General features: G+C 55.0%; 19 protein-coding genes. 4 read left to right on the top strand and 15 right to left on the bottom strand.

Annotated features, from left to right (window positions below; all coding sequences use genetic code 11):
* The 13 genes from AC1RMF_RS07710 to AC1RMF_RS07650 form a co-directional block, all read right to left on the bottom strand.
* Nucleotides 1–657 (bottom strand): hypothetical protein, encoded by a 657-nt coding sequence (locus AC1RMF_RS07710; RefSeq protein WP_493140982.1) that lies wholly within the window; start codon nt 655–657, stop codon nt 1–3.
* A gap of 39 nt (nt 658–696) precedes the next feature.
* On the bottom strand, nt 697–1218 hold the full coding sequence (locus AC1RMF_RS07705) for a type II secretion system protein (RefSeq protein WP_493140980.1): 522 nt from the start codon (nt 1216–1218) through the stop codon (nt 697–699).
* Nucleotides 1218–1646 carry a type II secretion system protein gene (locus tag AC1RMF_RS07700; RefSeq protein WP_493140978.1) on the bottom strand — a complete coding sequence of 143 codons (429 nt, stop codon included), beginning with the start codon at nt 1644–1646 and terminating at the stop codon, nt 1218–1220. The genes AC1RMF_RS07705 and AC1RMF_RS07700 overlap by 1 nt, the downstream gene beginning before the upstream one ends.
* 10 nt (nt 1647–1656) lie before the next feature.
* On the bottom strand, nt 1657–2193 hold the full coding sequence (locus AC1RMF_RS07695) for a type II secretion system protein (protein ID WP_493140976.1): 537 nt from the start codon (nt 2191–2193) through the stop codon (nt 1657–1659).
* A 2-nt stretch (nt 2194–2195) separates the two neighbouring features.
* On the bottom strand, nt 2196–4619 hold the full coding sequence (locus AC1RMF_RS07690; RefSeq protein WP_493140974.1) for a secretin GspD/PilQ domain-containing protein: 2424 nt from the start codon (nt 4617–4619) through the stop codon (nt 2196–2198).
* A 40-nt stretch (nt 4620–4659) separates the two neighbouring features.
* Nucleotides 4660–5229 (bottom strand): hypothetical protein, encoded by a 570-nt coding sequence (locus tag AC1RMF_RS07685; protein WP_493140972.1) that lies wholly within the window; start codon nt 5227–5229, stop codon nt 4660–4662.
* Nucleotides 5226–5876: a hypothetical protein gene (locus AC1RMF_RS07680; protein ID WP_493140970.1), complete on the bottom strand. Its 651-nt coding sequence runs from the start codon at nt 5874–5876 to the stop codon at nt 5226–5228. Before AC1RMF_RS07680 ends, AC1RMF_RS07685 begins: the two co-directional genes overlap by 4 nt.
* Nucleotides 5873–7546 carry a hypothetical protein gene (locus AC1RMF_RS07675; protein ID WP_493140968.1) on the bottom strand — a complete coding sequence of 558 codons (1674 nt, stop codon included), beginning with the start codon at nt 7544–7546 and terminating at the stop codon, nt 5873–5875. Before AC1RMF_RS07675 ends, AC1RMF_RS07680 begins: the two co-directional genes overlap by 4 nt.
* Nucleotides 7547–7551: 5 nt before the next feature.
* Complete coding sequence (locus tag AC1RMF_RS07670; RefSeq protein ID WP_493140966.1) at nt 7552–9300, bottom strand: GspE/PulE family protein; 1749 nt, start codon at nt 9298–9300, stop codon at nt 7552–7554.
* Nucleotides 9297–10541 carry a type II secretion system F family protein gene (locus AC1RMF_RS07665; protein WP_493140964.1) on the bottom strand — a complete coding sequence of 415 codons (1245 nt, stop codon included), beginning with the start codon at nt 10539–10541 and terminating at the stop codon, nt 9297–9299. Before AC1RMF_RS07665 ends, AC1RMF_RS07670 begins: the two co-directional genes overlap by 4 nt.
* A gap of 60 nt (nt 10542–10601) precedes the next feature.
* Complete coding sequence (gene gspG / locus AC1RMF_RS07660; protein WP_493140962.1) at nt 10602–11039, bottom strand: type II secretion system major pseudopilin GspG; 438 nt, start codon at nt 11037–11039, stop codon at nt 10602–10604.
* A 41-nt stretch (nt 11040–11080) separates the two neighbouring features.
* A complete protein-coding gene (locus AC1RMF_RS07655) occupies nt 11081–11803 on the bottom strand; it encodes a hypothetical protein (protein ID WP_493140960.1) in 723 nt (240 codons plus the stop codon).
* A 65-nt stretch (nt 11804–11868) separates the two neighbouring features.
* Nucleotides 11869–12450 (bottom strand): hypothetical protein, encoded by a 582-nt coding sequence (locus AC1RMF_RS07650; protein WP_493140958.1) that lies wholly within the window; start codon nt 12448–12450, stop codon nt 11869–11871.
* 161 nt (nt 12451–12611) lie between these two features.
* Between AC1RMF_RS07650 and AC1RMF_RS07645 the strand changes: the two genes are divergently transcribed.
* The gene (locus tag AC1RMF_RS07645) at nt 12612–12746 is read left to right on the top strand and encodes a hypothetical protein (protein WP_493140956.1); all 135 of its coding nucleotides are present in this window, start codon (nt 12612–12614) and stop codon (nt 12744–12746) included.
* A 36-nt stretch (nt 12747–12782) separates the two neighbouring features.
* Here AC1RMF_RS07645 and AC1RMF_RS07640 read toward each other — a convergent pair whose 3' ends face one another.
* Nucleotides 12783–13034 carry a hypothetical protein gene (locus AC1RMF_RS07640; RefSeq protein ID WP_493140954.1) on the bottom strand — a complete coding sequence of 84 codons (252 nt, stop codon included), beginning with the start codon at nt 13032–13034 and terminating at the stop codon, nt 12783–12785.
* Nucleotides 13031–20857: an FG-GAP-like repeat-containing protein gene (locus AC1RMF_RS07635; protein ID WP_493140951.1), complete on the bottom strand. Its 7827-nt coding sequence runs from the start codon at nt 20855–20857 to the stop codon at nt 13031–13033. The genes AC1RMF_RS07640 and AC1RMF_RS07635 overlap by 4 nt, the downstream gene beginning before the upstream one ends.
* Before the next feature lie 1066 nt (nt 20858–21923).
* On the opposite strand from AC1RMF_RS07635, the gene AC1RMF_RS07630 reads away from it, so the two are divergent.
* The 3 genes from AC1RMF_RS07630 (at nt 21924) to AC1RMF_RS07620 (ending at nt 24482) form a co-directional block, all read left to right on the top strand.
* Nucleotides 21924–22256 (top strand): hypothetical protein, encoded by a 333-nt coding sequence (locus AC1RMF_RS07630; RefSeq protein WP_493140949.1) that lies wholly within the window; start codon nt 21924–21926, stop codon nt 22254–22256.
* Between the two features lie 120 nt (nt 22257–22376).
* On the top strand, nt 22377–23348 hold the full coding sequence (locus tag AC1RMF_RS07625) for a DUF932 domain-containing protein (RefSeq protein ID WP_493140947.1): 972 nt from the start codon (nt 22377–22379) through the stop codon (nt 23346–23348).
* A gap of 117 nt (nt 23349–23465) precedes the next feature.
* Nucleotides 23466–24482 carry a YqaJ viral recombinase family nuclease gene (locus tag AC1RMF_RS07620; protein WP_493141279.1) on the top strand — a complete coding sequence of 339 codons (1017 nt, stop codon included), beginning with the start codon at nt 23466–23468 and terminating at the stop codon, nt 24480–24482.
* The last annotated feature ends 127 nt before the right edge of the window (nt 24483–24609 follow it).

Raw genomic sequence — 24609 nt, 5'->3', positions numbered from 1 at the left:
TCAGTCTCCTTGAATCGATTGGTTGTAGATAGAAGATCCAAAATTGTTAATGGAGTCATCGCCACCAACATTTACAGTCTCTATCTCGAAACTAATATTTGCACCCTCTTTTTTCTCCATCGAGCTTTTGATTGCATTATTTGCTTGCTTAATTTGAGACTCATCAAATGAGTAAAATAGCGGTTTACTTCCTGCATTGGTTTCAAGCATTAGATGAAATAGTACGGGTGGATTTCTTCTCATTTCATCCCATATTTTCCAATGGCGCTCAATTCGTTGTTTAACGGAAAGCCATTGCGCCTTCCTGTTCTTTAGATTTTTCACAGCGAAATGAATAAATACACCCGATATTGCCAAAGCTACGATATCTGCCAATACAGGACTACGCAGAAAGTAGTGAATGTATGACCAAGCAATGCCTGCCATAATACCCATGGCAATCAGATTTAGTCTGAACTTGGGTTCTTTCACATTGAAAATGGGCTCTGGCTCCTTGAAAGGAACCACTTCCCTGGCAATCGAAGTAGCCGCAATATTTCTAATTTGCCAAGTATGTCTACCACATTCAATTAGGTGATCATTTACCTTGAAATCAATGGTTGTAGATTTCAGGAAGCGCTTGTAATTCATTTCTATTTCCTTTTCGTCTTCTTTCATTCAACATTTGTTTTCTGCTGTCAATACGCACCGTCTCTGTTATGGGCCTTCAAGCCCAAACACCCACTCCGAATACTTCTTCTTTCCTGCAAACGAAACAAACCGGTCATCAAAGTTCGCCGTCTTGATTGGTGTCTTGTCCGACATACTTGCAACCCCATTGAATCCCCCTGTTGGACTCATCACCAACCGCCAATCCCGCGTCCCCGTCATCGGGTCTAAATAAACCTGCCGTAAATGCCGCTTCACAAACAGGAAGCGGCCATCCAACAACAAATCATCAAGGCGACGTGGATACGTCTTCACCAATCCCGGAGAACTTCGGTAGTAGCTCTCAATGGCGAGAGAGAATTCTTCCCCAATCGCCAATAATTCCGCCTCTTTTTGGCGCTGACGCTCGGTAGCCCACAACTGCCCAACTCCCGCCAACGCCACACCCAGGAAGGCCACCGCAAACAGCATGGTCAGATACACGGTGCCATTGCTTCCTCGACGGGTTTTTGTGCGCGTGCCGCCTGCCCACTTCTGCTGCCTTTTGGCGTCTCTTTTCAGCCCCTGCATCACAGCTCTCCGTAGACTTGGCCCTGGCGGGTCTTTCCAGGTGCACCGCTGTGCACATCCACCACCCCCGGAGCATTCGGGTCGCTGGACTGCACCAGCACCCATGTTGTTGCCGACCCCGTGATGGGGTCAATGGGAATTCGGCGCAGGTATTTGGCAGCAACCAATTCGTCCAGGGACTGCGGGTACTTTCCGGAATCTCCATGCATCTTGTCTATGGAGTCACGCAGGGCCGAGAGGTTTTGCTGTAGGACTGCCAAATTGGCCTTGTCCACACTGCCCGTGTAACGGGGCGCTGCAATCGACAACAAAGTCCCGATGATCGCCAACACCACCAGCAATTCAATCAGCGTGAATCCCGTATGCGTCTTCGCGCATCTCACGCGTTGCACTGGTCTGTCGTTGCTGAAACCGTTTTGCTTCGTCATGGACAACGGCTCACCAGGTGTTGTACGGTTGGTCATTCAACCCCTTGTCCGTGGACTTGGAGAAAACGTCGTACACGTCCACACCGGCCTTGGGTTCTTCGTGGCTGGATGCGTAACTGCGCAAGCCCCAGGTATCTGCCGGATTGAGTGTTGTGTCCCCATTCATAGGGTCACGCGGAATCTGGCGTAGGAAGTACATGCGCTGGGGCTTTGGCGCCGCCCCTGCGGTGACCGGCTGACTCGGTTTGGCATCCACTACTCCATCCAGCAGCACCTGCAAACTAGGCGGATAACCACTCTCCCCTGATTTCAAAACAATGTGCCCACTGTCCGCCGCTCGTTTGTAGGCATCAATCGCCCCTCTGATTTGCTGCAAACTAGACCGAAGCTGCGCTTCCTTGGCCCTTTTGTTGGCCAAGTGCGTGAGCGGAAACACGGCACTGGCCAGAATCCCCACGATCACCACCGTCACCAGCATTTCCACCAGAGTGAAACCGCGGTTACGGCAACGCATTTCGGTAGAGGCCAGAACGGGCAAAGACTTCATGCTCACTGCACAGGGGCTGCAGCAGATGCAGTGGTTGCCGATGTGCCGCTGGCAGTTGCGCCCGTGGCTGGTACGCCAACCGGCATCACAAAAGGTGCCGGCAGCAACACTGCGGGGCGCTCGCCGCTGGCAACGATGGGCTCCGCGTTCAGAATCGTCCAATTGGCTGGAGGTATAGCAGGGCTTGTGGTCTGCGCTGTGCCAAGCGTGCGCACCTTGATGCTCAGCACAGTGTCCTCTGCGGCTGGGGCACCGGCTGCATCGTTGCGCGTGGTGGTTACAAAAATGCGTCCCTTTTGCGCATCAATGCTGCTAGAGAAAGTGGTGTTGGTGCCATCCCGCTTGAAGTAATTACCCTCTTGCACTGACAGAACCTGAACGGCAGCCGGATCAAATGCAATCTGCAGGGGAAGGCTTCGGACAGTGCCATCGGCTTTCATGATCAGAACCAAGTCTTGCACCCCATCTGTAGATGCGCCTGTTTTCCAAGTCAATGCGATGTTTTTGGCAGACTCCAGTGGCGATTTTAAAACCTTGGCGGAATTGGCACTCGCCCCCTCATTGGCAGATTTACCCAGTGAGGCGCTGCCGTTGGAATCTTGTCCCTTGGCTTTGTCCTGCGCAACAACGCCATCCCGGTTCAGGGAAGCCCCGAGCGCGGGAAGCCGCAGACTGCTTTCCGTCCCCGACCAGAACTGGGTCTGGTTTGCGGTTGGCAGGGTGAGGTTGCGAATCAAGTGTGGCGTGATGGACAACACCAGTTCGGTGCGGTCTTTGGAGTCACTCTGAGACCCGAATATGCGGTTCAAGACAGGCAGGTCACCAATGCCCGGAATGCGATTGGCGCTGGTGCCCTCCTGCTCATTGATCAGCCCCCCCAGAATCTGCGTCTCACCATCACGCAGACGCAATCTGGTTGATGCATTGCGGGTGCCAATCTGGTAGGTCTGTGTTCCGTTGGTCAGCAAGAACTGCTTGGTCACAGAGCTGACCTCCAGGTCCACCTTGATGCCAATATCGCTTTTAAGACGGATATCGGGCTGCACTTCCAGTTTCAAACCAACGTCCAGATACGACACATTGGGAGAAATCACCCCGGTGGAGGTCACATTGCTTGTGATCACTGGCAGCTTGTCCCCAATCATGATCTTGGCCGTCTCGCGGTTTCGCACACGGATGCGTGGGTTGGCCAAAATATTGGCGTCTGTGATGGTCTTGTTCAGGTTGATCGTGGCATTGACCCCAGATACACCGATGGAACTCTCGTTGGTATTGCGCAGGTCAGAAAGCGTCAGTCCATTGCCTGAGCTCGATGCCAGGGGTGTCAGCGTCACTGCCGAGGGCCATTGGATGCCCAGGTTGGTGAGCTTGGAGCGGTTGACCTCCAGAATCTCCACTTCCAGCATGACCTCTGGCTCCTTCAAGTCTTGCAGCGCAATGATCTTTTCTGCGGCGGATACGACATCGGGCGTATCACGCATGATCAGCAGATTGAGCTTTTCATCAATGATGGTGTCTTTGGTCTTGAGGATGGTCTTCAGGTTGGACTGCACCTGCTTGACATCGGCGTTTTGCAGATAGAAGGCCTTGACCACCAGGTCTTGGTAGACCTTGAGCTTTTCAGCAACGCTGGGATAAATCAGCACCGAATTGGCATTGAGCACCTTGTATTCCAACTGGTTGCTTTGCAGGATCACTTTCACGGCGTCTTCGAGCGGCGCATTGCGCACAGAAATTGTGACCCGCAAGTCAGGCCGCACATCCTTGTCCAGCACGAAGTTCACGCCGCTGGAGCGACCCAGCGCGTCAAACACCATCTTGAGGTTGGCATCGCGAAACTCCATGCTGACGGGTTCTCCCTTGGGGAGTTTCAAAGAGAGCTCTTGCATCATCTCGTGACCGGCGCGCGTACCCAGCAACTCCTCAATATCCTGCTGCAAGCGCTGGGCTCCATAGTGCTCGGGGTTTTCCGTGAGGACTTGGCGCACGGATGCCTGCGCCTTGTCCACATCCCCACCCTTGAGGGCTTCCATGCCAGAGATAACCCAGGACGACTCACGTGACTCCCTGGGCAGTCCAGACAAGGCATCTTGCGCCGCCGTATTGGCAGGATCAAGTTGCAAGAGGCGCTCATAGACGGCCTTGGCTTCGTCGTACTTGCCTTGCTGGCGCAGCATCAAGCCTTGGCTCAAAGCGGTGTTGGCATAGCTACGCAGGCGCATGTGGTACTGCGAAGCAGCTTCCAGGTTGTGGGGCTCCGTATCGACGACCGTCTTGAGGGTAGATAGACCCGCCTCTACGTTGCCTTCATTGAGAAGCCGCTGCGCTTCCCGGAAATTGGCACTGGCGCAGGACGTCAGCGCCACGCACAGCAATAGACACGCGGTAATGACCAGGGTGCGTGAAACGGAACGGAGCAGGTGCATAAATGGGTGTCTCAATCGTTCAAAGCTATTCAGGGTGCAATCAGGGACCAATCGGCAGGGTCTGGCGCGTGGAAAGCGGCACGTACATAAACACCAGGGTGTCGCCCTCCATGCCGACAAACTGGTAATTGGCATCGATGGCGTCTCCTGGCGCAACCGCATAAGAGTCATTACCCCGTGTGAGGTACACCACGGTTTGGGTAGCAGAACCCTTGGCAGCGTTCTTTGCCAGGGGTTGCTCGAACTTACCCGCATACTGGAATGGCAATGGTGGTGCGGAGGGTGGCGCCACAACCGCCGGAGCCACGGGTGCTGGCGGTGGGGGTAGTGCTACGGCCAACGGCGCAAACGGATCAAGAAGCACCTTGGTCTTGACGTCTTTGGATGCGCTCGATGCACCGCCGGGCGGCTGACTTACGACAGCAGTATCCGATGCCAATTCCGGATTGCTTTGCGTCAGCTTCTTTTCGTGCACCAGTGGCTCAGAGATGGATTCGCTACCCTGACCTCTCAAGTCCTGGTAGTAGGTGTAAACGGATGCGCCCACACTGAGTAAAAGTGCGCCCCATAGCGCGGCTTTGCGCAAGCTGCCGTTACCGTGCTGGCTCATCGGTCACCTCGCATGTACAAGGTAAACGCCAGGTCCACATTCAAGCGGGAGCCTGCCGGTCCATCCCGATTCAGAGCGATGGAGTCCAGCGCCAAAGAAGGGTTGGACGCCAGCAGCTCACCCACGTATTCACGAATATCACGGTAGCTTCCCTTCACCGGCACGGTCCACTGCAGTGCCTGAATGGACTCACGCTTGGGATGGTCAACCGGGCCTGAAGGGTTCGTGGCGGAGTCTGAGGTGCCGACAGACTTGTCAAGCCATTGGTACTGGGCTTGCTGCAGATACAGATTGTGCTTGGGCGCAGCATCCACCATCGCCTCCAGAATGGCCGTGCGCTTCTGCACTTCGGGCAACGACTCCAGCAAGTCATCGCTCGTTTTACTGGAATGGTTGCTTGTCTGGGTTGCTCCCGTTGCGGAGCTGTCCACCAGTACATCGACTGCTTGGGCCTCCAGACTCGCAACCCGCGTATGCATCGGGATAAGCGCACTCCCGATGAATCCTGCACACGCCGTCAAAAGAATGACTGCTGCCCATGCCATCCAGCGGCCATTGCCTAGCCATGTACCCAACAGCCATACAGCGCGCTGTACCTGCCAACGCACGGTATTGGAGACGGAGGCCGCAACCAACCCAAACTTCATGGTTCAACCCCGGTTGCCATGGACGATTTGGAAGGTGCATCCGAGGGGTTGGCACTACCCTGCCCCGCCCGTGGTTTCATCCACTGTGCGCGAATCTCGAAGTGCAGCGTGCGCTGCGGGTCCTGCTCATTGACCTGGAAGCTGCTCAAATACGGCATGCGCAGGTCCCGGCATGCGGCAACCAGACTTTGCACAGGCTTTTCTTTACTCTGTGTTGTCGGCTTGGTACCTTCTGGGATCGGCGCTAAGGCGTTTTCTTCCAGCTTGGTGACCATGGCACCAATGGCCTTGAATGTTTTGGCGTCCCCTGCGATGACCAGATCTCCAGCGTGCGGATCAGGCTGAATTTGCGAAAGCGTGATGTCCGAATTGACCGACGACTCAATGCACTGAAACAGCGACTCCCAGGGAAGATCAAGGCTGGAACGAACCTGGAGCATTTGGGCACGCTCAGCCCTCTCCCATGCACTTTGCGGCGTGTCCTTGGATAGCAATGTCTTGGCCTTCTGCTGCCGGTCAGATGCTGACTGCGCCAGCGTTTCCTGAAGTTGAACGAGGGCATCGGACTGTCTTTGATACAGCGCCCCCGTCACCACTGTGCCCAGCAGGGCAAGACCCAGTGCCCAGCGGCCCCATTTCGGCTTGGTTACAAAATCCGCTGAAGGCTTTGCGAAATCAAGATCGAAGTCTTGTCCTGCGAAGCTAAGGGCGCCGCCATGCATCGCACTTCGATCATGAACAACGCCACGACTTCCCGATGCAGGTTTGAACGCTGTGAGCAACTGCCAGTCCGGTGTATGCAGCACTTCCCACTCCTGCGGGAAGTTGGCGACTGCGTCGTTTGATGTAGTGCCGGACCGTCTTACGATTACCGTGACGTGAGGATTGGTCAACCGCTGCAATAAGACTTCACGTTGCAGACACCGAACAAGCTCTTGCGACCAGTCCCCTACTTCCCAACCTGCTTGGGCTAGCGAAAGGTTGCGCACCCCGATCAAAGGCCCCAAATGTGCTTCCAAAGCGACGTTGGCAGATGCAACATACCGCTGCCATGAGACGGTGAGAGTGGAGCTATCCAGCGTTGCAAACATGTGGTCACGCTGAATCTTGTCAGACCGCCCTGCGCCATCGACACCCTTGAACCCATGCGCACGCGCCTGTCCTGTTTTGCGCCACTGCAGATAGGCCCTCCAGGCCTCTGCGTGAGCGGGAACCAAACTAAATTTGGTAAAGCCCTTTGCGGCCAGCAATTCCTGCAATGCTAGGATGCGGGACCGGGAAGCGGCGGCAATCCATTGGCCACAGCCAAACCGCACGGTGCCAACAGCCACATGGCGGTCGGTCGATGGTCCATACAGTACGTTCAAACGCTGACCTTGGACTGCCAAGCGTTCCTCTTCCCTCAGCTTAGGTCCCAACCACGGGATGCTGGCCCACTCCATCCAGTCATTCGGCAGAATCACCACGCAACGTGCAGCTCGCCCTTGTTCAGGCAATTGCATGATCGACTGCATCGGATCGGCTTGAGCACGTAGCGCTACTACCGTAGTTTGCGTGGCTCCAAATGCGGGCAGAAACTGAAGCAAGCGCTGCAGCAGATTGCCCAGGCTGAACCGCGCCGGTCGTTTGGGGGAAAGCGCCTTGGCAGGCGTCGCTTGCTCCGTCTTCATGCCGGTCAATGGGCAAATGCCACGCGGTTGACTTCATCCAACGTGGTCCAGCCTTTGAGCGCGGCTTCAATGGCCGCATCGCGCAAAAACACCGTCCCCTTGGCCTTGGCCATTTCTTTCAACGCCCGAATCGGTGCGCGGGCAATGATGACTTCGCGCAACTCGTCGTCCAACAGTAGCAACTCGGAAATCGCCCGTCTTCCCTTGTACCCCGTTCCCCGGCAAACACTGCATCCCACACCCCGATAGAGCGGCACCTGCTCTTCCATCATTGAGGTGTCTTGGCCCAATTCCTTGGCAAGAAGGTCGCGCTGCATGGAGTAGCTCTCTTTGCAATGTTCGCAGATCATGCGCACCAGGCGCTGCGCTAGCACGCCGTTCAGTGCCGACACAAAGCTGTAGGTATCCACCCCTAGATGCAGGAAACGCCCCAGCACATCAAAGACGTTGTTGGCATGCACGCTGGTAAATACCAGGTGCCCGGTCAGTGCAGATTGAATGGCAATCTGTGCTGTCTCCGAGTCCCGGATTTCGCCAACCAGAATCTTATCGGGATCGTGCCGCAGAATGGAGCGTAAGCCCCTGGCAAAGGTCAGTCCTTTTTTTTCATTTACGGGGATTTGCAGGATGCCAGCGAGCTCGTACTCAATGGGGTCTTCGATGGTGACAATTTTCATGTCCCCATGGTTGATCTCGGTGAGCGCTGCGTACAGTGTGGTGGTCTTTCCTGAACCTGTAGGGCCAGTGACCAGCAGCATCCCGTAGGATTCACGGGCCAGGTTTCTGACGTTGCGCAGCATCTCCCCGTCATAGCCAAGGAGTTCCAGGTTGAGTCCCTGCATCTGGGTGGTCAGCGCCCGTTTGTCCAGAATGCGGATCACTACGTCTTCACCAAAGAGGCTAGGCATAACCGATACCCGAAAGTCCACCGCACGGCCCTGAATCGAGAGTTTGAAGCGGCCATCCTGGGGTACGCGTTGCTCCGAAATGTCGAGTTCGGCCATCACCTTGATACGCGACACCACCTGACTGGCTGCATCGCGTCCCGGCATCTGCCCCGCCTGGCTGAGTACGCCGTCAATGCGGTACTTGATTTGCAGGCCTGCAGCGACACTCTCCAGATGGATGTCGCTGGCTTGGGCCTTCATGGCATCCAGAATGGTGGAGTTGACCAGCCGCACGATGGGGCTGCTGTCCTGCGCGATGGAAGACATGGTGAGGTCGTCCACCACCAGCACTTCACCCTCATCGTCGTTTTGCACATCGGCCAGTGCCGCATTCATGGACTGCAGCCGGGCTTCTTGTGCTGCTAAATAGATTTGCAAATCTTGGGGGTGAGTTATGCACCAGCGAATACGCTCTCGTGCGGGGCCTTCACTACCCGGTGCATGCGCCAGCTCAACGCTTGCAGATTGACTGAGTCGGCTCTGAATCCAGGTTTGCAGCTCCGTATCCAGCGGGTCTGCCAGGGCCACGGTCAGCACGGGGGCGCTAACGGGATCAAGATTTGGGGTGGGGGCTTTGAGAGGAACCGCCCAGCGTTGTACGCATTGGGTAAAACTCAGTCGCTCAAAATTTGGCGTCAATGCCTCCAGGTCCTGCAAAGCCAGTACGGGCATGTCCAGGAATTTCCCAACCTGCTGCAGGCAGTCCTGGTCTGTTGTCCCCAGCTCTTCGGCCAACAAGCGCCAGAACGCGGCGACATCACCGCCTGTCTTATCCCTCGCCAGAAAAAGAATGTCAGCCAACATCATTGAATGCTTCCAGCCAATTCAAAAATGGGCATGTACATCAAAATAATGATGGCCCCAATGGACAAGCCGATCACGATCATCAGTACCGGCTCAAACAGACGCGAAAACCACGCTACAGCTCGTGCCACCTCGGCATCGTAAAACCCTGCAATACGTCCCATCACTTGGGCCAGGTCGCCAGAGCGCTCACCGGATGCCAATAGACGGACACCCACAGCGGTTGCCAATCCATGGGCGGCAAATGCGTCAGACACGGATTGGCCTTCGGAAATGGCTTGGCGGGCTGATGTGAGCCCTTTGGAGAGTGCAGGCTGTGCCAACAGGTCTGACGTCATATCCAGCGCTCGCACCAAAGGGATACCCCCAGACAGCAGCATGGACAGGGTGCGCACAAATTGGGCCAACTGGTAGGTACGCAAATACTCGCCAATGCGTGGGAGTTTCCAGAACTGCTGAATCAACCATGCTTGCAGGGGTTTTCGGCTCAGCGCATAGGCGCAGCCTCCGATGGCCGCGATGAACATGGCACCCAGTGTCAGCAGATGCTCATTAATCAAAATGCCCCACTGCATCAGCCAGCGCGACAGCAGCGGCAAGTGGTCCTGACCGACATCGGCATAAATGGAGCTGAACCTGGGGACCACGTAGGTCATTAAAAACAGGATGACCAAAAGCCCAATGCCCATGAGCAGCGCCGGATAGACACTGGCGGCAATGACTTTGTCGCGAACGGCGTTCAGCTCAGTCTGGTAATCCAGGTAGCGCTTGAGCGCTTCGGTGATCTGGCCGGTGCGCTCGGCTGAACGGATGGTCGCAACCAACAGTGTTGGGAAAACGGGCTCTGCACTGGCACCATTACCCGCCCTTGGTAACTGCGCCAACTCCATGGACTGCGAAAGCGTTTTACCAGCATGGAGGTGATCCATCACCGTACCCAGCACTTCCCGTATTGCGCCCTCTCTGGCCTTTTGCTGCAGGATTTCTATTGCCTCGACCAGCCCCATGCCAGCCTGCAACAAGGCCAGCAGCTCTTGGCAAAAGAGCAGCACGGATGCCTTGTCTACCCCGCGTCCATTGGTACGAAACCATGAGACTTCAAGAGTCCGTGCAGAAACCACGGTAAGCCCTTGCGACTGCGCTTGTTGGGTTGCAACAGTGACATTGGGTGCTTCAATGTGCAGGTCCCGCAGCATGACTGCGGCGCTGCTTGCACCCAATGCATTGGCGTCATATGCACGCACAAGGAACTTCATGCACTACCACGCATGTCACGCAAACGATGCCACGAACTGGCTTGTACTTCACCAGTTGACAATGTCTGCATCTTCATCTTTGCCACCCGGCTTGCCATCACGCCCGTAGGAATACAAGTCGAAGTCCCCATGTTCACCAGGTTGGCGGTAGTGATAGGGGTTGCCCCAGGGGTCTGGAGGAAGCGCCTTTTTGAGGTAGGGACCTTGCCAGCGAGTCACACCGGCAGGAGCCGTCATCAAAGCGGCCAGTCCCTCTTCCGTGGTTGGATAGCGCCCGGTGTCCAGCCGATAGGTTTCCAGGGCTTTTTCTAATGCGTCGATCTGGGCCCGGGCGGCTTTGACTTCGGACTTGCCGACCTGGGTGAAGTAACGGGGTGCGACGTAGCCCGCGAGCAAGCCGATGATGACCATGACCACCAACAGTTCAAGAAGTGTAAAGCCCCTTGCTCGACTCGCTTTGAGGTCACCGGTAGCTGGCAATTTCATCCAAAGTACTCTCAACGATCCACCGTCACTTGACATTCCAATTACTGAAACACCAAAGTGATCAGATTGCCGTTTGTAAAGCTGGAAGCACTAGAGATGTAAGTGGCACCACCTGAAGGCGTGATCCGAAATGTCGAGACATCCGTGTTGGTGACGACTGAATTCGTGTCCCGGTAAACATAAGTGAATTTCAGCAATGCAGTGTGCGCTGTATCTGCAGTCACCGAATAGGTAACCGTAACACTTCCCGCAGATGTTGACTTTGTGCTATCCGTATATCTACTCGCTGTGTAAACCGTACCAGAATCATTTACCACAACTGTATTGGGAATATTTGCAGTTCCATTGACCACTTCGTATTCCGATCCGCGAGTACCTAGCGGCAAATAGTTGGAGTCGGAGTAGCTAATGTCAGTGGTTGAGAGTGTGTACGTTGTGCCGTTGGCAGAAAAAGTTCCGTTTATTGTGGAAGTTTGTGCAAGCGCGGTGACTCCTTCAAACGTGGTGGTCGTCGCTGCACTACGAGACAACGTTCCACTTCCAGAAATCGCCACGGAGTTGTAATTTCCGGAAATGCTGAACGTAAGAGCTGAGGTCTGCTGACTTGCGGCTGCATTCGCGGCACGAAGCTGGAATGTATCGGTGGACGCAACAGTTTGATTGGTTGTCTGAGTCGTGGAACCACCACCTCCTCCTCCGCCACCACATGCGGTCAGAGCAACAATCACCGCAGCACACAACATCAATTTCAATTTATTTTTCATATATGTGCATTACTTCAAAGCAGTCGCATAAGCCTTAATCAGGTTTAGATAGCAATGCCACCACTTCACAACGACATTTTAATTTTCTCAACGCCAACTCCTGCGGCGTTTATCACAGACTTTTCAATCATGTCGACGAGCGACGAATCACCAAGCGCATGACCGAAAGTGGGGCCCGCTGTATAAACAGCTTCGTTTTCGACGGAATAATTGGCCCCATCTAGATTGAACTCAATAACAGTTCTGACGGAAGGAGGGACTCTGCTTTTGTTCGCTTCGACCACAAGGGCCAGAGCATATGAAATGCCTGCAAAGGCAGCACCACCTGCGGATGGTCTGGTATAGCAGGTTTGAAAGCGTGATATTTTTAGTTCCGAGAATCGCCTGGGATAGCTGGAATCAATCACTTTCCGCAAATAGTTGATACGCGAATAAGAAAATGCAGAATCGGTTACGGCCAACCAGCCTTTGCCAAAACCACTGCAATTTGTCGAAGTCGAAGAGCCCCTTTCTTCTTGTGGTCTGGTATCAACCACCTTCAGTGAATTTTCACCCACTCCGGAATCAGGTAGGTGAACAACGCCTTGCGGTGCACATCCCGACAATAGTGCCAAAAGACAAGTACCAATAAAGAATCTCTTAACCATTAACATATATCTCTTTAGACTTTAGAAAAAAACTTTCAATAACATTTAGAAATTCGTCGTGAAGCCAGTTCACCGCACTTGCACTGCAAGCCAACTACGCTCCGCGTGGTTTCAAACAATTCGATATGCAAAGCCTTTGGCACGACAATATTCTTCAGTTCTTGAGCCCTCACGCTGCGCTTGTAGGCTGCGGTCCCGCCAGCATCGTGCGCGTGGGCGCGCACCGGGCCTTGGACCGGCCCTCGATTCTGTCGGCTCCCCCGAGCGCTGCGGCAACCCAGCGCCTGCTGGACTGACCGCCGTCATGCCGCGACGGCTTTGCCATACACCCGTCAGCGGCGACGGAAGACAAAAAACTCCAATAGAAGGACAGCCACGATAGCCACCAACCAATACGGGAATCGAGTCAGCCCGAACGCAACGAACTGGAAACCGATGCTGTTAGCGTAGACCTCATCCGTAGGCATCGCGCTAAACGCTTGGCGCAGGTACCAACCGAAATGCCCAACAACCAAAAGACCCCATACAACCAAAGTTCCAACATAAACCGATTGAGGGCTTTGCATAAAGTTTTGCTTCATCATGGCTGCGACGACGGGGTAAATTTTTGTTTAACAATATCTACGAGCGCGTTTGGCATCGCTCCACCTTTCGGTATGTAGAAAGTCTGCACACCCGGCAGCTTTGCTGTCTGACGAGCCAATGCGCCAGGGAATCCAGAGCCGTCTATCGGAACACCTGCGACCGTCAGCGCCTGACTTGTCCTTACCGAGCAATTGTCAAAGATACCCACACTGTTCATGCCCGGCTTGCTGCTGAAAAACTCGACGGCTGCCGCGTCTTGCTGCGACGTAGTAGGAATTATTGTGATTAGTTGGTCACGAACTTGGCTCTGACTCGCGATATAAGCAAGAGGGTCACTTCCAAGAGGCGTACTGTTTCCGTAACTGTACAACCCGGCACCTTCAACTGCCAACGCCGAATGCCCAAAAGGGTTCGTATTTTCACGCATTCCGCCTGTGATATGCATCAGGTCGTTAAAGAGGTATCCAAAAGCCGCCGTTGTCGCTCCATTTTCAAACTTACCGCCAGAAATAGAGGATGTGGTTCCACCAATTACAGATATATAGGCGGTTTTCAAAGCCATGCTATTAGAGTCGCCAATGACTCCAGGCATATTGTTCGACGCGTACGCACTTATACCTGCCGACACTGCTCCCGAACCACAATCTCCACCCGACATCGTAGCTGATAGACAGCCAACAGCGGCGTGGCCTAATACATTGCCGACAGGATTGCCAACCGCTGTTACAACACCGTTTGCATCCACTACATCTTTATAAGGCAATGCACTACCAACTCCATAGAACATTAGTGCAGTCGCAGTCCCTTTCAGTCCAGCGTTCAAATCGCCTCCGCTAGACACCATGCCTGCTGAAAACCCACCGGATGCGGCGCCAAGTGCAGTGTTACCAAATATGTACTCTCCGCCATAGTAAGCGGCCGCAACGGTCGCAACCATATTGGCATTGGGGTCGGTGCGAATCACGTCTCCCCAGTGATTGATAGTGCTTCCGACACTGTTAAAGAAGCTATTTACGGCGTTACCGATGTCGTCAATAAAGTTGTAGCCGCTTGGATCGGTGCCATTTAGCGGGCTGTTCCAGCCGTACGAGTAGCGGTTATAGCTCTGCGAATTCATTGGCGCCTGGACCGTCGGGTCCGCGCTGATGAACCGTGCCGTCATCGGGTCATACACCCGTCCGTTCATGTTGATGAGCCCCAGTTCATCCATGTGCTCATGGTTGGTGAAACCACGCTGACCGATGGCGTCAGAAATCGCATTGCCGGGGTCTTGCGCACCCGGAACCTGTCTGCGCTTGCCGAAGGGCTCGTAAGCCAGCCGCTCCAACACTGCACCACTTTCATCGGTAACTACGCTGGTGCTTCCCAGGCTGTCACGCTGGAAGTAACGCGTCTGCTCGCTGGTTGCATTGGCGCTACTGGTGATTTGCTTGATTTGCGCAACCACGCTGCCGCCAGCAGTCACATAGCTTCGCAGCTCAATGCTGTTGTCAGGCTTGACCTCTTTCTCAAAGGACAGGTCCCCAGAATTCCCCGGATTGAGGTAGTACACCGTACCCAGAGTGGTTGAAACCTGCTTGACACGCTGGTGCTCTGGTCCGTAGGAGTATGTCTCACTGACTGTCGCCCCACTGGCCGTAGCTGACAAGGTCAGAGGCATGTTGAAACTGGTGTACGAGTAGCTGCGCGTATTGTTTACGGTGCTGCCCTGTTGCCACACTTCAGCCGCCCGGTTGCCATTGGCATCGTAATTTACGAAGCGACTGCCCGTATTTCCCGTCAAAGTTACCAGACTAAGCGCATGGGGGCGCGCTTGCGCCACACCGGTGGTCATGCAAACCGTACCGCTGAGCGTCTGACCGGATGGACATGTGTAGGCGGCATTTGCAGCCACTGACGTGCTGATAACGCACTGGTTGGAGGTGTTCAGAGTTCCGGCAGAACACACGTACTGCGAATTAGCGGCCACCAGCGTGTTGTTGCTCAGCAAACATTGCGTACCTTGCAACGTCCCGCTAGTGCAGGTGTAGACCAACGTAGCAGAAACTGTAGTCGTAGTCACGCACGTGCTGCTGGCCCCAGTTCCCGTCAATGTGCCCGTCGTGCAGGAGTAAATCGCGGTGGCGTTGGATGTGGTCGTATTAATGCACTGATTTCCTGACACTTGTTGTCCACTTGGACACGTATAGCTTGCGACTGTTGCAGCGACCGAAGTTGGGACAATGCAATTTGACCCCGACAAGGTACCCGAAGAGCAGGCGTAATTGGGCGTCGCGGCAACTGACAGGTAGCTCAAGCAGCTAGCACCTGACAAACTCTGCCCAGCCGGACACACATAGGGAACGCTATAGAAACATATCCCACTAAAATTGGAGGTGCCCTGCCCCCCAATTGAAGTCAAACCTGCTGGGACTGATACATTGCACTGCCCATACCAGACATTCGCCACAGGTATATAAACGCTTTTTTCGCAACGACTTGCACCTGCATTCCAAGAATATTGCGACCCAGCGGATGTGCAGGCAGAGGTCTGCAGCGAAGCAGCACTGGTTACCGTTTGATTGCAGGTTGTGCCTGACAATGAATACCCTGATGGGCACGAGTAGCTACTCACCGAAGCCGCCACCGTGGTGCTTCCCAAACAGTTTGAGCCAGACAGCGTGGTACCCGCAGCACATGTGTAATTGGGTGTCGCGGCTGTGCTGGTCTTAAAGACGCAGGTTGTTCCAGAAAGCGTTGCATTAGTAGGGCAGGTGTACCCCACCGATGCAGCAACACTGGTTGTCGTCACGCAATTGGTACCGTTCAGCACAGCCGGTGCCGTGCACGAATACGTTGCATTGGCAGGTGTCAATACGTTGTTCACACTCAAGCACTGTGTACCCTGCAGGGTCTGACCAGTCGGGCATGAATAGGTTACCGAGGCTGCAGTGGTGGTGGTGGTGACACACGTACTGCTAGAGCCCGATCCCGTCAGCGTGCCGCTGGCGCAGGTGTAGCCTTGTGTTGCGGGCGCACTCACCGTTTGATAACTGTAAGCACCCAGGTCACTACGACTGCTGATGTTTCCACTGTCTGCAAACGCAAAGGTGTCTGTGTAGCTCGCAGCGCTCGCGTTGACCGTAGACGTGGTCATGCGGTTCAGGTTGTCATAGCCAAACGTTTCCACCAGACTTTGGGTCTGGTCGTTGCGATTGGTCACGTTGCCCAACGCGTCATATTGGTAGGTTGCGTTTTGAACCACGTTGCCCGCACCGGCTGTGATCGAGTTGATGCGCCCATTGGCTGGATTGAAAGCCTGGGTTGTAGCGAGTCCATTGCCCAGAGTCTGCTGCAACAAGTGCCCTTCTGCATCCATGGCATTGGCCTTCCAGAGCACGATGCCGTTGGAAGTGCGCTTGATGGTTTGCAAGTAGCCTAGAGGCGTGTAGCCATATTGCACCACTACGCCACCAGGATAGGTACGCGTGGCAACCCTCCCGTTTGCGTCATAGGTGGCGCTGTCGGTGTAGGTCGTATCTAGTGTCGTTACATTGCTGGACGTGCGTCCCAGACTATCGAAAGTTGCCTTTCGGCTATAGCCCGTGCTGGTAGTCGATTGGCACAGTTTGCCAATGCCCTGAGCACACGCTGCGTTGGTGCTGTCTTTGTCAAAGTACCAGTTGGATACAAGGTCCGCTTCGCTACGCAGAGTCATGCGCCCCAGCAAGTCATACGTCATGGTTGTGACATTGCCCATGGCATCGGTCTGCTTGACCAATTGCCCCAACGCGTCATAAGCGTATGTCCAGGTACCCATATCCGGGTCCACCATCTGGGTCTTACGGCCCTTGAGGTCGTAGGTAAGCGTGGTGATGTTGGCCGCCACATCGGCGGTGGTGGTCAGATTGCCCAGTGGATCGTACACAAAACTGTTGGTCTGACCATTGGCATCCATGACGGACACAACCTGTGCCTGGCTGTTCTTGGTGGTAACCGTGGTCTGGCCTTTGGCATTGGTCGTGGTAGTCACCAGGCCACTGAACTGAACACTTGAAGTGCTGCCGTCAGCTGAAGTGGAGGACGTTACACGCCCCAGAGCGTCGTAGACGGTTGTATTCCAATAGGCTGTTTGGCCTGCATAGTAGGGCCTAGAGACGGCCACCACCTGGCCTAGGTTGTTGTACTGGGTGTCTTGGTAGATGGCAGTGCTGCTGCCAGACCCGTCAAAGCCCTGGGTTTCAACGCGCAATTTTCTGCCCAGCGCATCGAAGTACGCTTTGCTGTACGCGCCGTTGGGCGTCACTCCATCGCTTGCCAGTGGGGTGCTAATCACTATGTAAGCAGCAGCGGCGCCATTGATGGTCGGGCATGCGGTGGTTCCGCCATTAGTTCCAGCACAATAGAGGTACTGCGTCTTGGTTCGGTTGCCATCGGCGCGGGTTTCCAGCGTCTGACGACCCAAGGCGTCATAAATCCAGCTTGTCGTCAGCCCATTCGGGCCGGTCAAGCTGGTCAGCACTCCAAACCGGTTGTCATATTGGCGCGATTCGCTCTGAAGCAACGCATTGGTGCTGCTGGTTGCGAACTGTCCGGCCACTGGATTGGCCGTGGTGGTGGCCGTACTACTGGAGCTGGTGCGACTTGTAAAGAGGGCTGATCCCGACGCGCCAGTGCAGTTGGCTGTCGTGGCACCCGTCTTATTGCCGTAGGCATCATAGACATAGCTAGTCGTCTGGCAAAGCTGCGGCTGTGTTGGTTCTACGGTCTCGGTCGCAAGCAGGCCGTTGGCACTGTTGTAGGTAAAGGCAGATGTGCGGGTTGCCGAACCAGCAGGACTCAGGCTGGTCACCGTGGACTGAGTAAGGCGACCCAGGAACCAATTGGACGTATCGTTAGTGTAGGTGTTGGCCGAAGTCTTGCTGTAGCCGTCCCCTGTTCCAGACGTGGTGGTCAGCGCATTACCAAAGCCATCGAATGCATTGGTAGTGACGAGCGTGGGAAGGACTGTGCCATCGAGGTCCCAGCTTTGTTCCGTCGTTTGCTTGGCGTAAGGGAAGTACATGTTGCCAGAACCCACTACGCAGCTAGTTCCAGTCGCGCCATTGGCGACCGTGTTCTGGCAGTCGTAGACGTTGGTAATCAGGCTAATCTGGTGATTGGGGCTAGCTGCTCCTGAATTGGTTTTGGCAATAGTCAGTGGCAAGCCTGTAAAAGGCCAACTCTGACCAAATGTGGTCGTCGTTGACACCGTATTGGCGCCCTGCTGCTGCGTTGTCGTCATGGAAGCAAAGCCCACAAGTCCGCGCCCTGTGTACTCCTCGGAACGCATTCCGCTGTAACGGTAGCTGGTCGTCAATGTTCCACCGACTCCATCGGGACTGGTTACGCTGCTAACGACATTCAAAGGAATGTTCAGATTGATTTGAGGATAGGCAACTGCCCCGCCTTTGGTGTAGACCGCAGCATTGCTCAACGTGGAATAGGCAAAGTTGGCTGAGACGCCGATACCGTTACTCACACTGCTCACCAGGGTGGGTGCAGCACTCACTGCATTGGCCCAGGTCTGCACATACAGGCCACTGGCCGTCGGGTTATAGGCCAGCAGATCGGTGCGTCCACTGCCTCCCGTGTCGCTCATGAGCATTTGCCAGCCAGTTGTTCCGCCACTGGATGTGCCTGTCACACTGGGGACGCCGTAGGCTTGACCAAAGGTTCCATCGCCATTACCCATAAAGACGTATGCTGCCTGGGTACCAGCAACGGCGTTTGCCGAGGCATACACGACATCCACAATCCCGTCGCCATTGACATCCGCAAAGTTGGGGGTCCAATTGGTGAGGTCTACCCCGGTGAAATTAATCACGTTCTGGCGTACGTTTCCAAAACGACCAGCACCTGTGTTCATCCAGATGTCTGCAGTCGCGCCGCTGGCGCCAGTGCCCATGGCTAGGAGATCAGGTGCGCCATCGCCGTTGACATCTACCAACTGCAACTTGTAGTTACCAGAGTAGGTGTATGCGGCATTGCCTGGAGTACCCGAAGCACTCATTAGAGTAATGGGACTACCAAGCGTGCCACCTGTCAGTCCTGGCCAATACTGAACAGCAACCGAATTGCCATTGGCGTACAGCAACACCAAATCTGGAATGCCGTCATTGTCTATGTCCGTCCAGGAGATGTTGGGCTGAATGTTGGATGCGGTAAAGCCTGCTGGAGTCGAGCTGGGTGTAGCTGTAAGAAGAAAGGGAGACGCAAAGCCGCCTGTACCATTGTTCAGGAGGGCATGGACGCTGACAGTCGAACCTGATGCGGTTACCCAAATCAAGTCGGACTGCCCAGTCCCATTTTGATCCGTGAGACGAAAACTGCTTACAGAGTTGCAGAGCACGCCCGCGTAAGTCACCGTCTTGGGCACAGCGAACGTTCCGTCACCGTTGCCTTGTAAAGTGGTAACGGTCAGATTGCCGCCATTGACGTTGGTCGTTGTGGAAATGTTGCATGAAGGAATCACCAAATCGGGAATCCCGTCACCGTTCAGGTCACCAATGAGCAGACTCGCTCCGCTATTATTGCCGCCAATGTTGATAGGAGACGTTGCCGCTGTCTTGGTATAAGCCCCCGCCCCACTGCTCAGCCACGTCTGCACCTGCATAGTCGAGCCCGACACCACATAGCCAACCAAGTCGTTACGACCATCTCCGGTCAGGTCTCCAGTCACCATCTGCCAAGGAGAGCCCGCCTGTGAGGTGATGGAAGTGTCAGAAATAGACGCTGTCGGTGTTGCAGCAAAGCTCTGCCCGCAAGATGCACTGCAGCCGTTTGCGAAATCCAGGTACCCAGGCCAATTGATTTGTGTTGCCGGTAGTGTGGTGCCATCGGCAAAGACTTCCTGCACTGCCGTGAGTGCCGAGAGCTTGGAGCCAAAGGTCTGGTTCTTGTAACTTAGCTGATAGGTCTTGACCAAGCTGCCATTGACATAGGTCTTGACGGTGCTGAGCAGTTGGGTGTTTTTAACAACAGCGCCGCCCGTGTAGAGCGGGATCTGGTCAGCACGGGCAACATAACCGAATGCCACCGAGTTGGTGGGAGACTGGCTTGCGTTGCCGGTGTAACTGATGCTTGCGGGATAGTACGAACCGTTCACAGAGTCCGTGGTATAGGACACAGTCATGTAATTGCCAACGGTGTCCGTAATCCGGTTGACCGCCCACAGACGAACGGTTGTGCTACCTACAACGCCGATAGCCGAGTCACTTGTAGCGCCGTACTGCAGTGTCAGGCCCGATTTGGTCTTGACGGTGAAAGATGCAGGCCCCACTCCCTGGGTGCCGTTGGCCGTAATTTGGCTGAAGCCATCAAGTTCAGTGCGGTAGATAGAACCTGCCGCACCGTAGGTGCCACCGCTAAGAACCAGCTTTTGGCCATCCATGCAGAAACGGTCTGCTGCCGTGTAGTTCACCCCTGCTCGCAAACCGTCTGTCGCACGGGTTGAGCCACAACGAGTGATGGCAGACAGGCCCGAAAGATTCCAACCGACTCCCAAGAGACTGTTGGAGCCCTGGCTGTTGTATTCCAAGGAAAGTTTGGGCGCGAGTCCGGCGATACCGGGAGGCACCGAGATGGGGATGGAGTAATTTGCTGAGCCACTCTGGCCAACACTGGCCGTGCCCGCAGTGGCCATGCCCTGCGCATGAGCCAGTCCACTGAACCCAAGCATGACACCAAGCCCAATTACGGCAAACCGCTGAACATACTGAACTATTTGCTTGCGCACTGCACGAGAATTCGTGCCATCGCTTGTTTCATTTAAAGCCTTGCTACACCGAATACTTGGCACCATGAATTGGCTTCCTTGATTTCTTAATTTTTGCGACATCAACCAAAACTCAAAACGCACTCATCCCTCACGTAACTACACGTGAAAAATTTCCGCAGAGCGCCCTAAACGAGGCTCCACCTGCAAACCATCTACAAAGATTGATGTTGTTCAACCGCTCCCTTGTGCTGCACAGTCGAACAAGAATTTCTTATCTTTTTTGGGGTGCAGAAATGCTACTACAAGTTGTTACAAATTCCTCTGGCCAATAGTTTTTTTCTCTACTTTTTACATTAGGCGTTCATATGTATTTCCATGCATAGCCTCACGAAATGTAAAAAAATTGCATTAGGAAGGCGCAACATTTGGGAACATTTTGACTGAAGGCTGGACGTTTTCGACCACGACCACGGGGAGCTTTTGGAACTGCACTTTTTCCTGTATGGAACAAGTCATGCTGTGTCGGAACCAGCACCATGGCCTATGCATCGGATTCCCGCGACGCGCGCGCGATGCTTCCGAATTATTCGAGTCCATGAATGGCGGGACAACCAGCCAGCAGCGCAAGCAGGGGCCCCCACCGCCCGTTCCTAATCAGTTGAACCGGCCTCTGACCAGATGAAGAAGTCAGTTCTTGGATATCTGCTTTGGACTGTGATTTCGAGGACACGATAGCGAAACGATCGGCAGCAAGCGCTACTAAGTGACCATTCTTTCCCACATTCCGCAAGAAGGGTTGGGGAGAGAAATTGGCTCTTATAAATCATTGAATCCAATTTATTTCGGCCACATATCACCCCCTTGAATCCCCCCAAGGAATTCACATCTTCTTGCGCCCTCTAGCGTAGAAGTTTTCTCAATCCCTCCCTCGCCAGCCACTGTGCTGGCCTTCACAAAGGCTCCAACCTTCCCCGGATTCGTCCTGGGCGGGTTGGAGCCTTCTTTTTTGCTGCACTTTTTACAGGAGCTTTTTCATGCCACTTTCTTCCTTGCCTGCCCAATTACTGATCTGTTTTCTCCTCACATTTATCACAGGTGTAGCGGCGGCCTTCTTTCTGCCTCAACTGCACGCTTTGTAGGAGACAGGCCGATGCTCCCACCCTGCCCTTATTGCTACTCCAGTCGCGTGCTCACCCGTGACCTAGCGCAAAAGACTGGCAGCGTCATTGGTACGGTCGCAGGTGCAGCCAGCGGCATCGCAAGCTCCATCAGTGGCGCTGAGATTGGCGGCGCACTGGGGTCAGCTGCTGGCCCGGTCGGTGCCCTGCTGGGTGTCATTGCTGGCGCTGTCCTTGGTGGACTGATTGGCGGCTCCACGGGTTGCGCCATTGGTTCGGCCCTTGGACAGGCCGTGGATAGCAACGCACTGAACAACTACCGATGTCTGGACTGCGGCTCCCGCTTCAAGGCAAGCGCTGAGTAAAACACGCGCAGTCACTTTTTCTCACAGGTTTTTCACTCTTCATTTCAATCACTGACACCCGTCACCCCTAAACCATCGGGGATGGTGCTGTCGCAACGCAATCAAAAAGGAATTTTTATCATGGCACATTTCGTGACCTCCATGGCATACGCGGGCACAACAGCCCCATGGCATGGAATTGGCAATGCGCTCCCTCCCAAACAGCCTCTGTCCGCTTGGGCCGAGGCTGCCGGCATGGATTGGAACATCTGCTCCAGCCCTGTGCGCTACATGACTGAACAGGCGGGAAGTCTGGGCAGCATCATTTCGTTCGATGCCCAAAAGGTCCTCTACCGCAGCGATACCAAAGCCCCCCTGTCGGTGGTCTCCGACCGCTACGAAATCGTGCAACCCCGTGACATCCTGGAGTTCTACCGGGACTTGTCCGAAGTCTCCGGTTTTTCTCTGGAGACCGCAGGGGTTCTCAAGGAAGGTCGCAAGTTCTGGGCCTTGGCCAAAACCGGCAAATCCGCTGCACTCAAGGGCGGTGATGTGGTCAACGGCTACCTGCTTCTGGCCACATCCTGCGATGGCACCCTGGCAACCACGGCCACCCCCACCACGATCCGGGTGGTTTGCAACAACACGCTGACCATCGCCCTGAATGGCGCAACAGGTGCCATCAAGGTACCTCACAGCACCAAGTTTGATGCGCAGGCAGTCAAGAAGCAATTGGGTGTTGCAGTTTCACAGTGGGATGCTTTTATGTACGCCATGAAGACGCTCTCCGAGCGCAAGGTCAAGACCCATGAGTCCATGAACTACTTCTTGAAGGTGCTGTGCCAGACAGACGGACTTTCGGACCCTGCTCTGGGCCTCTCCAATGAACGTGCCCTGAAGCGCGTGCAGGCGCTCTACGAAGGACAGGGTAAAGGCTCGGAACTGTCGTCTGCAAACGGCACTGCCTGGGGCTTGCTCAATGCGGTGACTGAGTTTGTAGACCACCAGAAACAGGCCCGTTCCCGCGAGTCGCGCCTGGATAGTTCGTGGTTCGGCCAGGGTGCTGCACTGAAGCAGCGCGCCCTGGATCAAGCCCTGCAACTGGTGTCCTGAGGGCAGCGACCTACCCAATCACCATTACCCCCCTCCCCCGCAACCCTGCGTCGTAAGCCCCGCCCAGTCTTCGGACTGCGCGGGGCATTTTGTTGGAAACTCACCATGAAACACCCCATGAAAGCCCCTCCACCGGGGGCATCCCGATCTGCGGCCTCTCGACCCGCGGCTTCCCGACCGGCCCTCAAGCTGGTCAAGACCCACGACATGCTGCGCGACGAATGGCTCTCTGTTCGCAAGGGTGGTATTGGCAGCTCCGATGCGGCAGCAGCCGTTGGCCTCAATCCGTATGTTTCACAGATCGCGCTGTGGGCAATAAAGACGGGGCGGGATGCCGATCTGCCTAAACCAGACCCCACTGACGACACCAGTGCAGTGTTTTTTGGGAACCTCTTGGAACCCATCGTGTCGTCACTCTATGTCAAGCGCACAGGCAACCGGGTACGCAGGGTCAACGCGGTATTGCAGCATCCCGAAGAACCCTGGATGCTGGCAAACATTGATCGCGAGGTCTTGGGTGACCCCGAAGTGCAAATCCTCGAATGCAAGACCGCAGGTCGGGAAGGTGCCAAGCTATGGAAAGACGGAGTACCTGACTATGTGCGGCTGCAAATCTGTCACCAACTCTCTGTCACCGGCAAACAAGCGGCAGATGTGGCCGTGCTGATCTGCGGGCAGGAATTGCAGATTCACCGCATCGAGCGCGATGAGGCCATGATCCAGCAGTTGATCGAACTGGAGCGACAGTTCTGGCGCTATGTGCAAACCGATGAACCACCACCCGCCGATGGGTCTGAATCTGCGGATGTGGCGCTGCGTTGCCTGTACCCGCAGGACTCTGGTCAGACACTGGACTTCACCCATGACCTGGTGATGTCCGCCACCTTCTCCGACCTCCTGGCCATACGGGCGCATCTGCAAACCTGCGAGGAACTGGAAGCCCAACTCAAGCAGCGGATTCAACAACGCATGGGAGATGCCTCCAGGGCCGTGTTTGATGGGGGTTCTGTTTCATGGAAGCGCAGCAAGGACGGCTCCATGCTGGATACCGAAGCGCTGCTCAAAGACCATCCCGAGCTGCTGCAGCGCTACAGCCTGTCCAAGTCCGGTTCAAGGCGGTTTCTGGTGCAGTGAAGGGGCACAGCGTGCTGACGCTACCGCCGCGATGGCCGATCTGGCCATTGCCACCGGCGTAGTGCTTCTTTCCTGACACCCTAAGCCCCTGTTGCCGGGGTTGTTGTGCCCGCCCCGGCAATGTCAT

It is taken from the genome of Rhodoferax sp. GW822-FHT04A08 (assembly GCF_058801025.1).
This window is presented reverse-complemented; position numbering and strand designations above follow the sequence as displayed.

Bases quoted from the DNA above. Each gene is read 5' to 3' on its own strand.
- AC1RMF_RS07675 (WP_493140968.1), bottom strand. From the start codon at position 7,546: ATGAAGACGGAGCAAGCGACGCCTGCCAAGGCGCTTTCCCCCAAACGA.
- AC1RMF_RS07690 (WP_493140974.1), bottom strand. From the start codon at position 4,619: ATGCACCTGCTCCGTTCCGTTTCACGCACCCTGGTCATTACCGCGTGT.
- AC1RMF_RS07630 (WP_493140949.1), top strand. From the start codon at position 21,924: ATGCTCCCACCCTGCCCTTATTGCTACTCCAGTCGCGTGCTCACCCGT.
- AC1RMF_RS07705 (WP_493140980.1), bottom strand. From the start codon at position 1,218: ATGCAGGGGCTGAAAAGAGACGCCAAAAGGCAGCAGAAGTGGGCAGGC.
- AC1RMF_RS07625 (WP_493140947.1), top strand. From the start codon at position 22,377: ATGGCACATTTCGTGACCTCCATGGCATACGCGGGCACAACAGCCCCA.
- AC1RMF_RS07680 (WP_493140970.1), bottom strand. From the start codon at position 5,876: ATGAAGTTTGGGTTGGTTGCGGCCTCCGTCTCCAATACCGTGCGTTGG.
- AC1RMF_RS07620 (WP_493141279.1), top strand. From the start codon at position 23,466: ATGAAAGCCCCTCCACCGGGGGCATCCCGATCTGCGGCCTCTCGACCC.
- AC1RMF_RS07650 (WP_493140958.1), bottom strand. From the start codon at position 12,450: ATGGTTAAGAGATTCTTTATTGGTACTTGTCTTTTGGCACTATTGTCG.
- AC1RMF_RS07685 (WP_493140972.1), bottom strand. From the start codon at position 5,229: ATGAGCCAGCACGGTAACGGCAGCTTGCGCAAAGCCGCGCTATGGGGC.
- AC1RMF_RS07700 (WP_493140978.1), bottom strand. From the start codon at position 1,646: ATGACGAAGCAAAACGGTTTCAGCAACGACAGACCAGTGCAACGCGTG.
- AC1RMF_RS07710 (WP_493140982.1), bottom strand. From the start codon at position 657: ATGAAAGAAGACGAAAAGGAAATAGAAATGAATTACAAGCGCTTCCTG.
- AC1RMF_RS07655 (WP_493140960.1), bottom strand. From the start codon at position 11,803: ATGAAAAATAAATTGAAATTGATGTTGTGTGCTGCGGTGATTGTTGCT.
- AC1RMF_RS07670 (WP_493140966.1), bottom strand. From the start codon at position 9,300: ATGATGTTGGCTGACATTCTTTTTCTGGCGAGGGATAAGACAGGCGGT.
- AC1RMF_RS07635 (WP_493140951.1), bottom strand. From the start codon at position 20,857: ATGGTGCCAAGTATTCGGTGTAGCAAGGCTTTAAATGAAACAAGCGAT.
- gspG (WP_493140962.1), bottom strand. From the start codon at position 11,039: ATGAAATTGCCAGCTACCGGTGACCTCAAAGCGAGTCGAGCAAGGGGC.
- AC1RMF_RS07640 (WP_493140954.1), bottom strand. From the start codon at position 13,034: ATGATGAAGCAAAACTTTATGCAAAGCCCTCAATCGGTTTATGTTGGA.
- AC1RMF_RS07695 (WP_493140976.1), bottom strand. From the start codon at position 2,193: ATGAAGTCTTTGCCCGTTCTGGCCTCTACCGAAATGCGTTGCCGTAAC.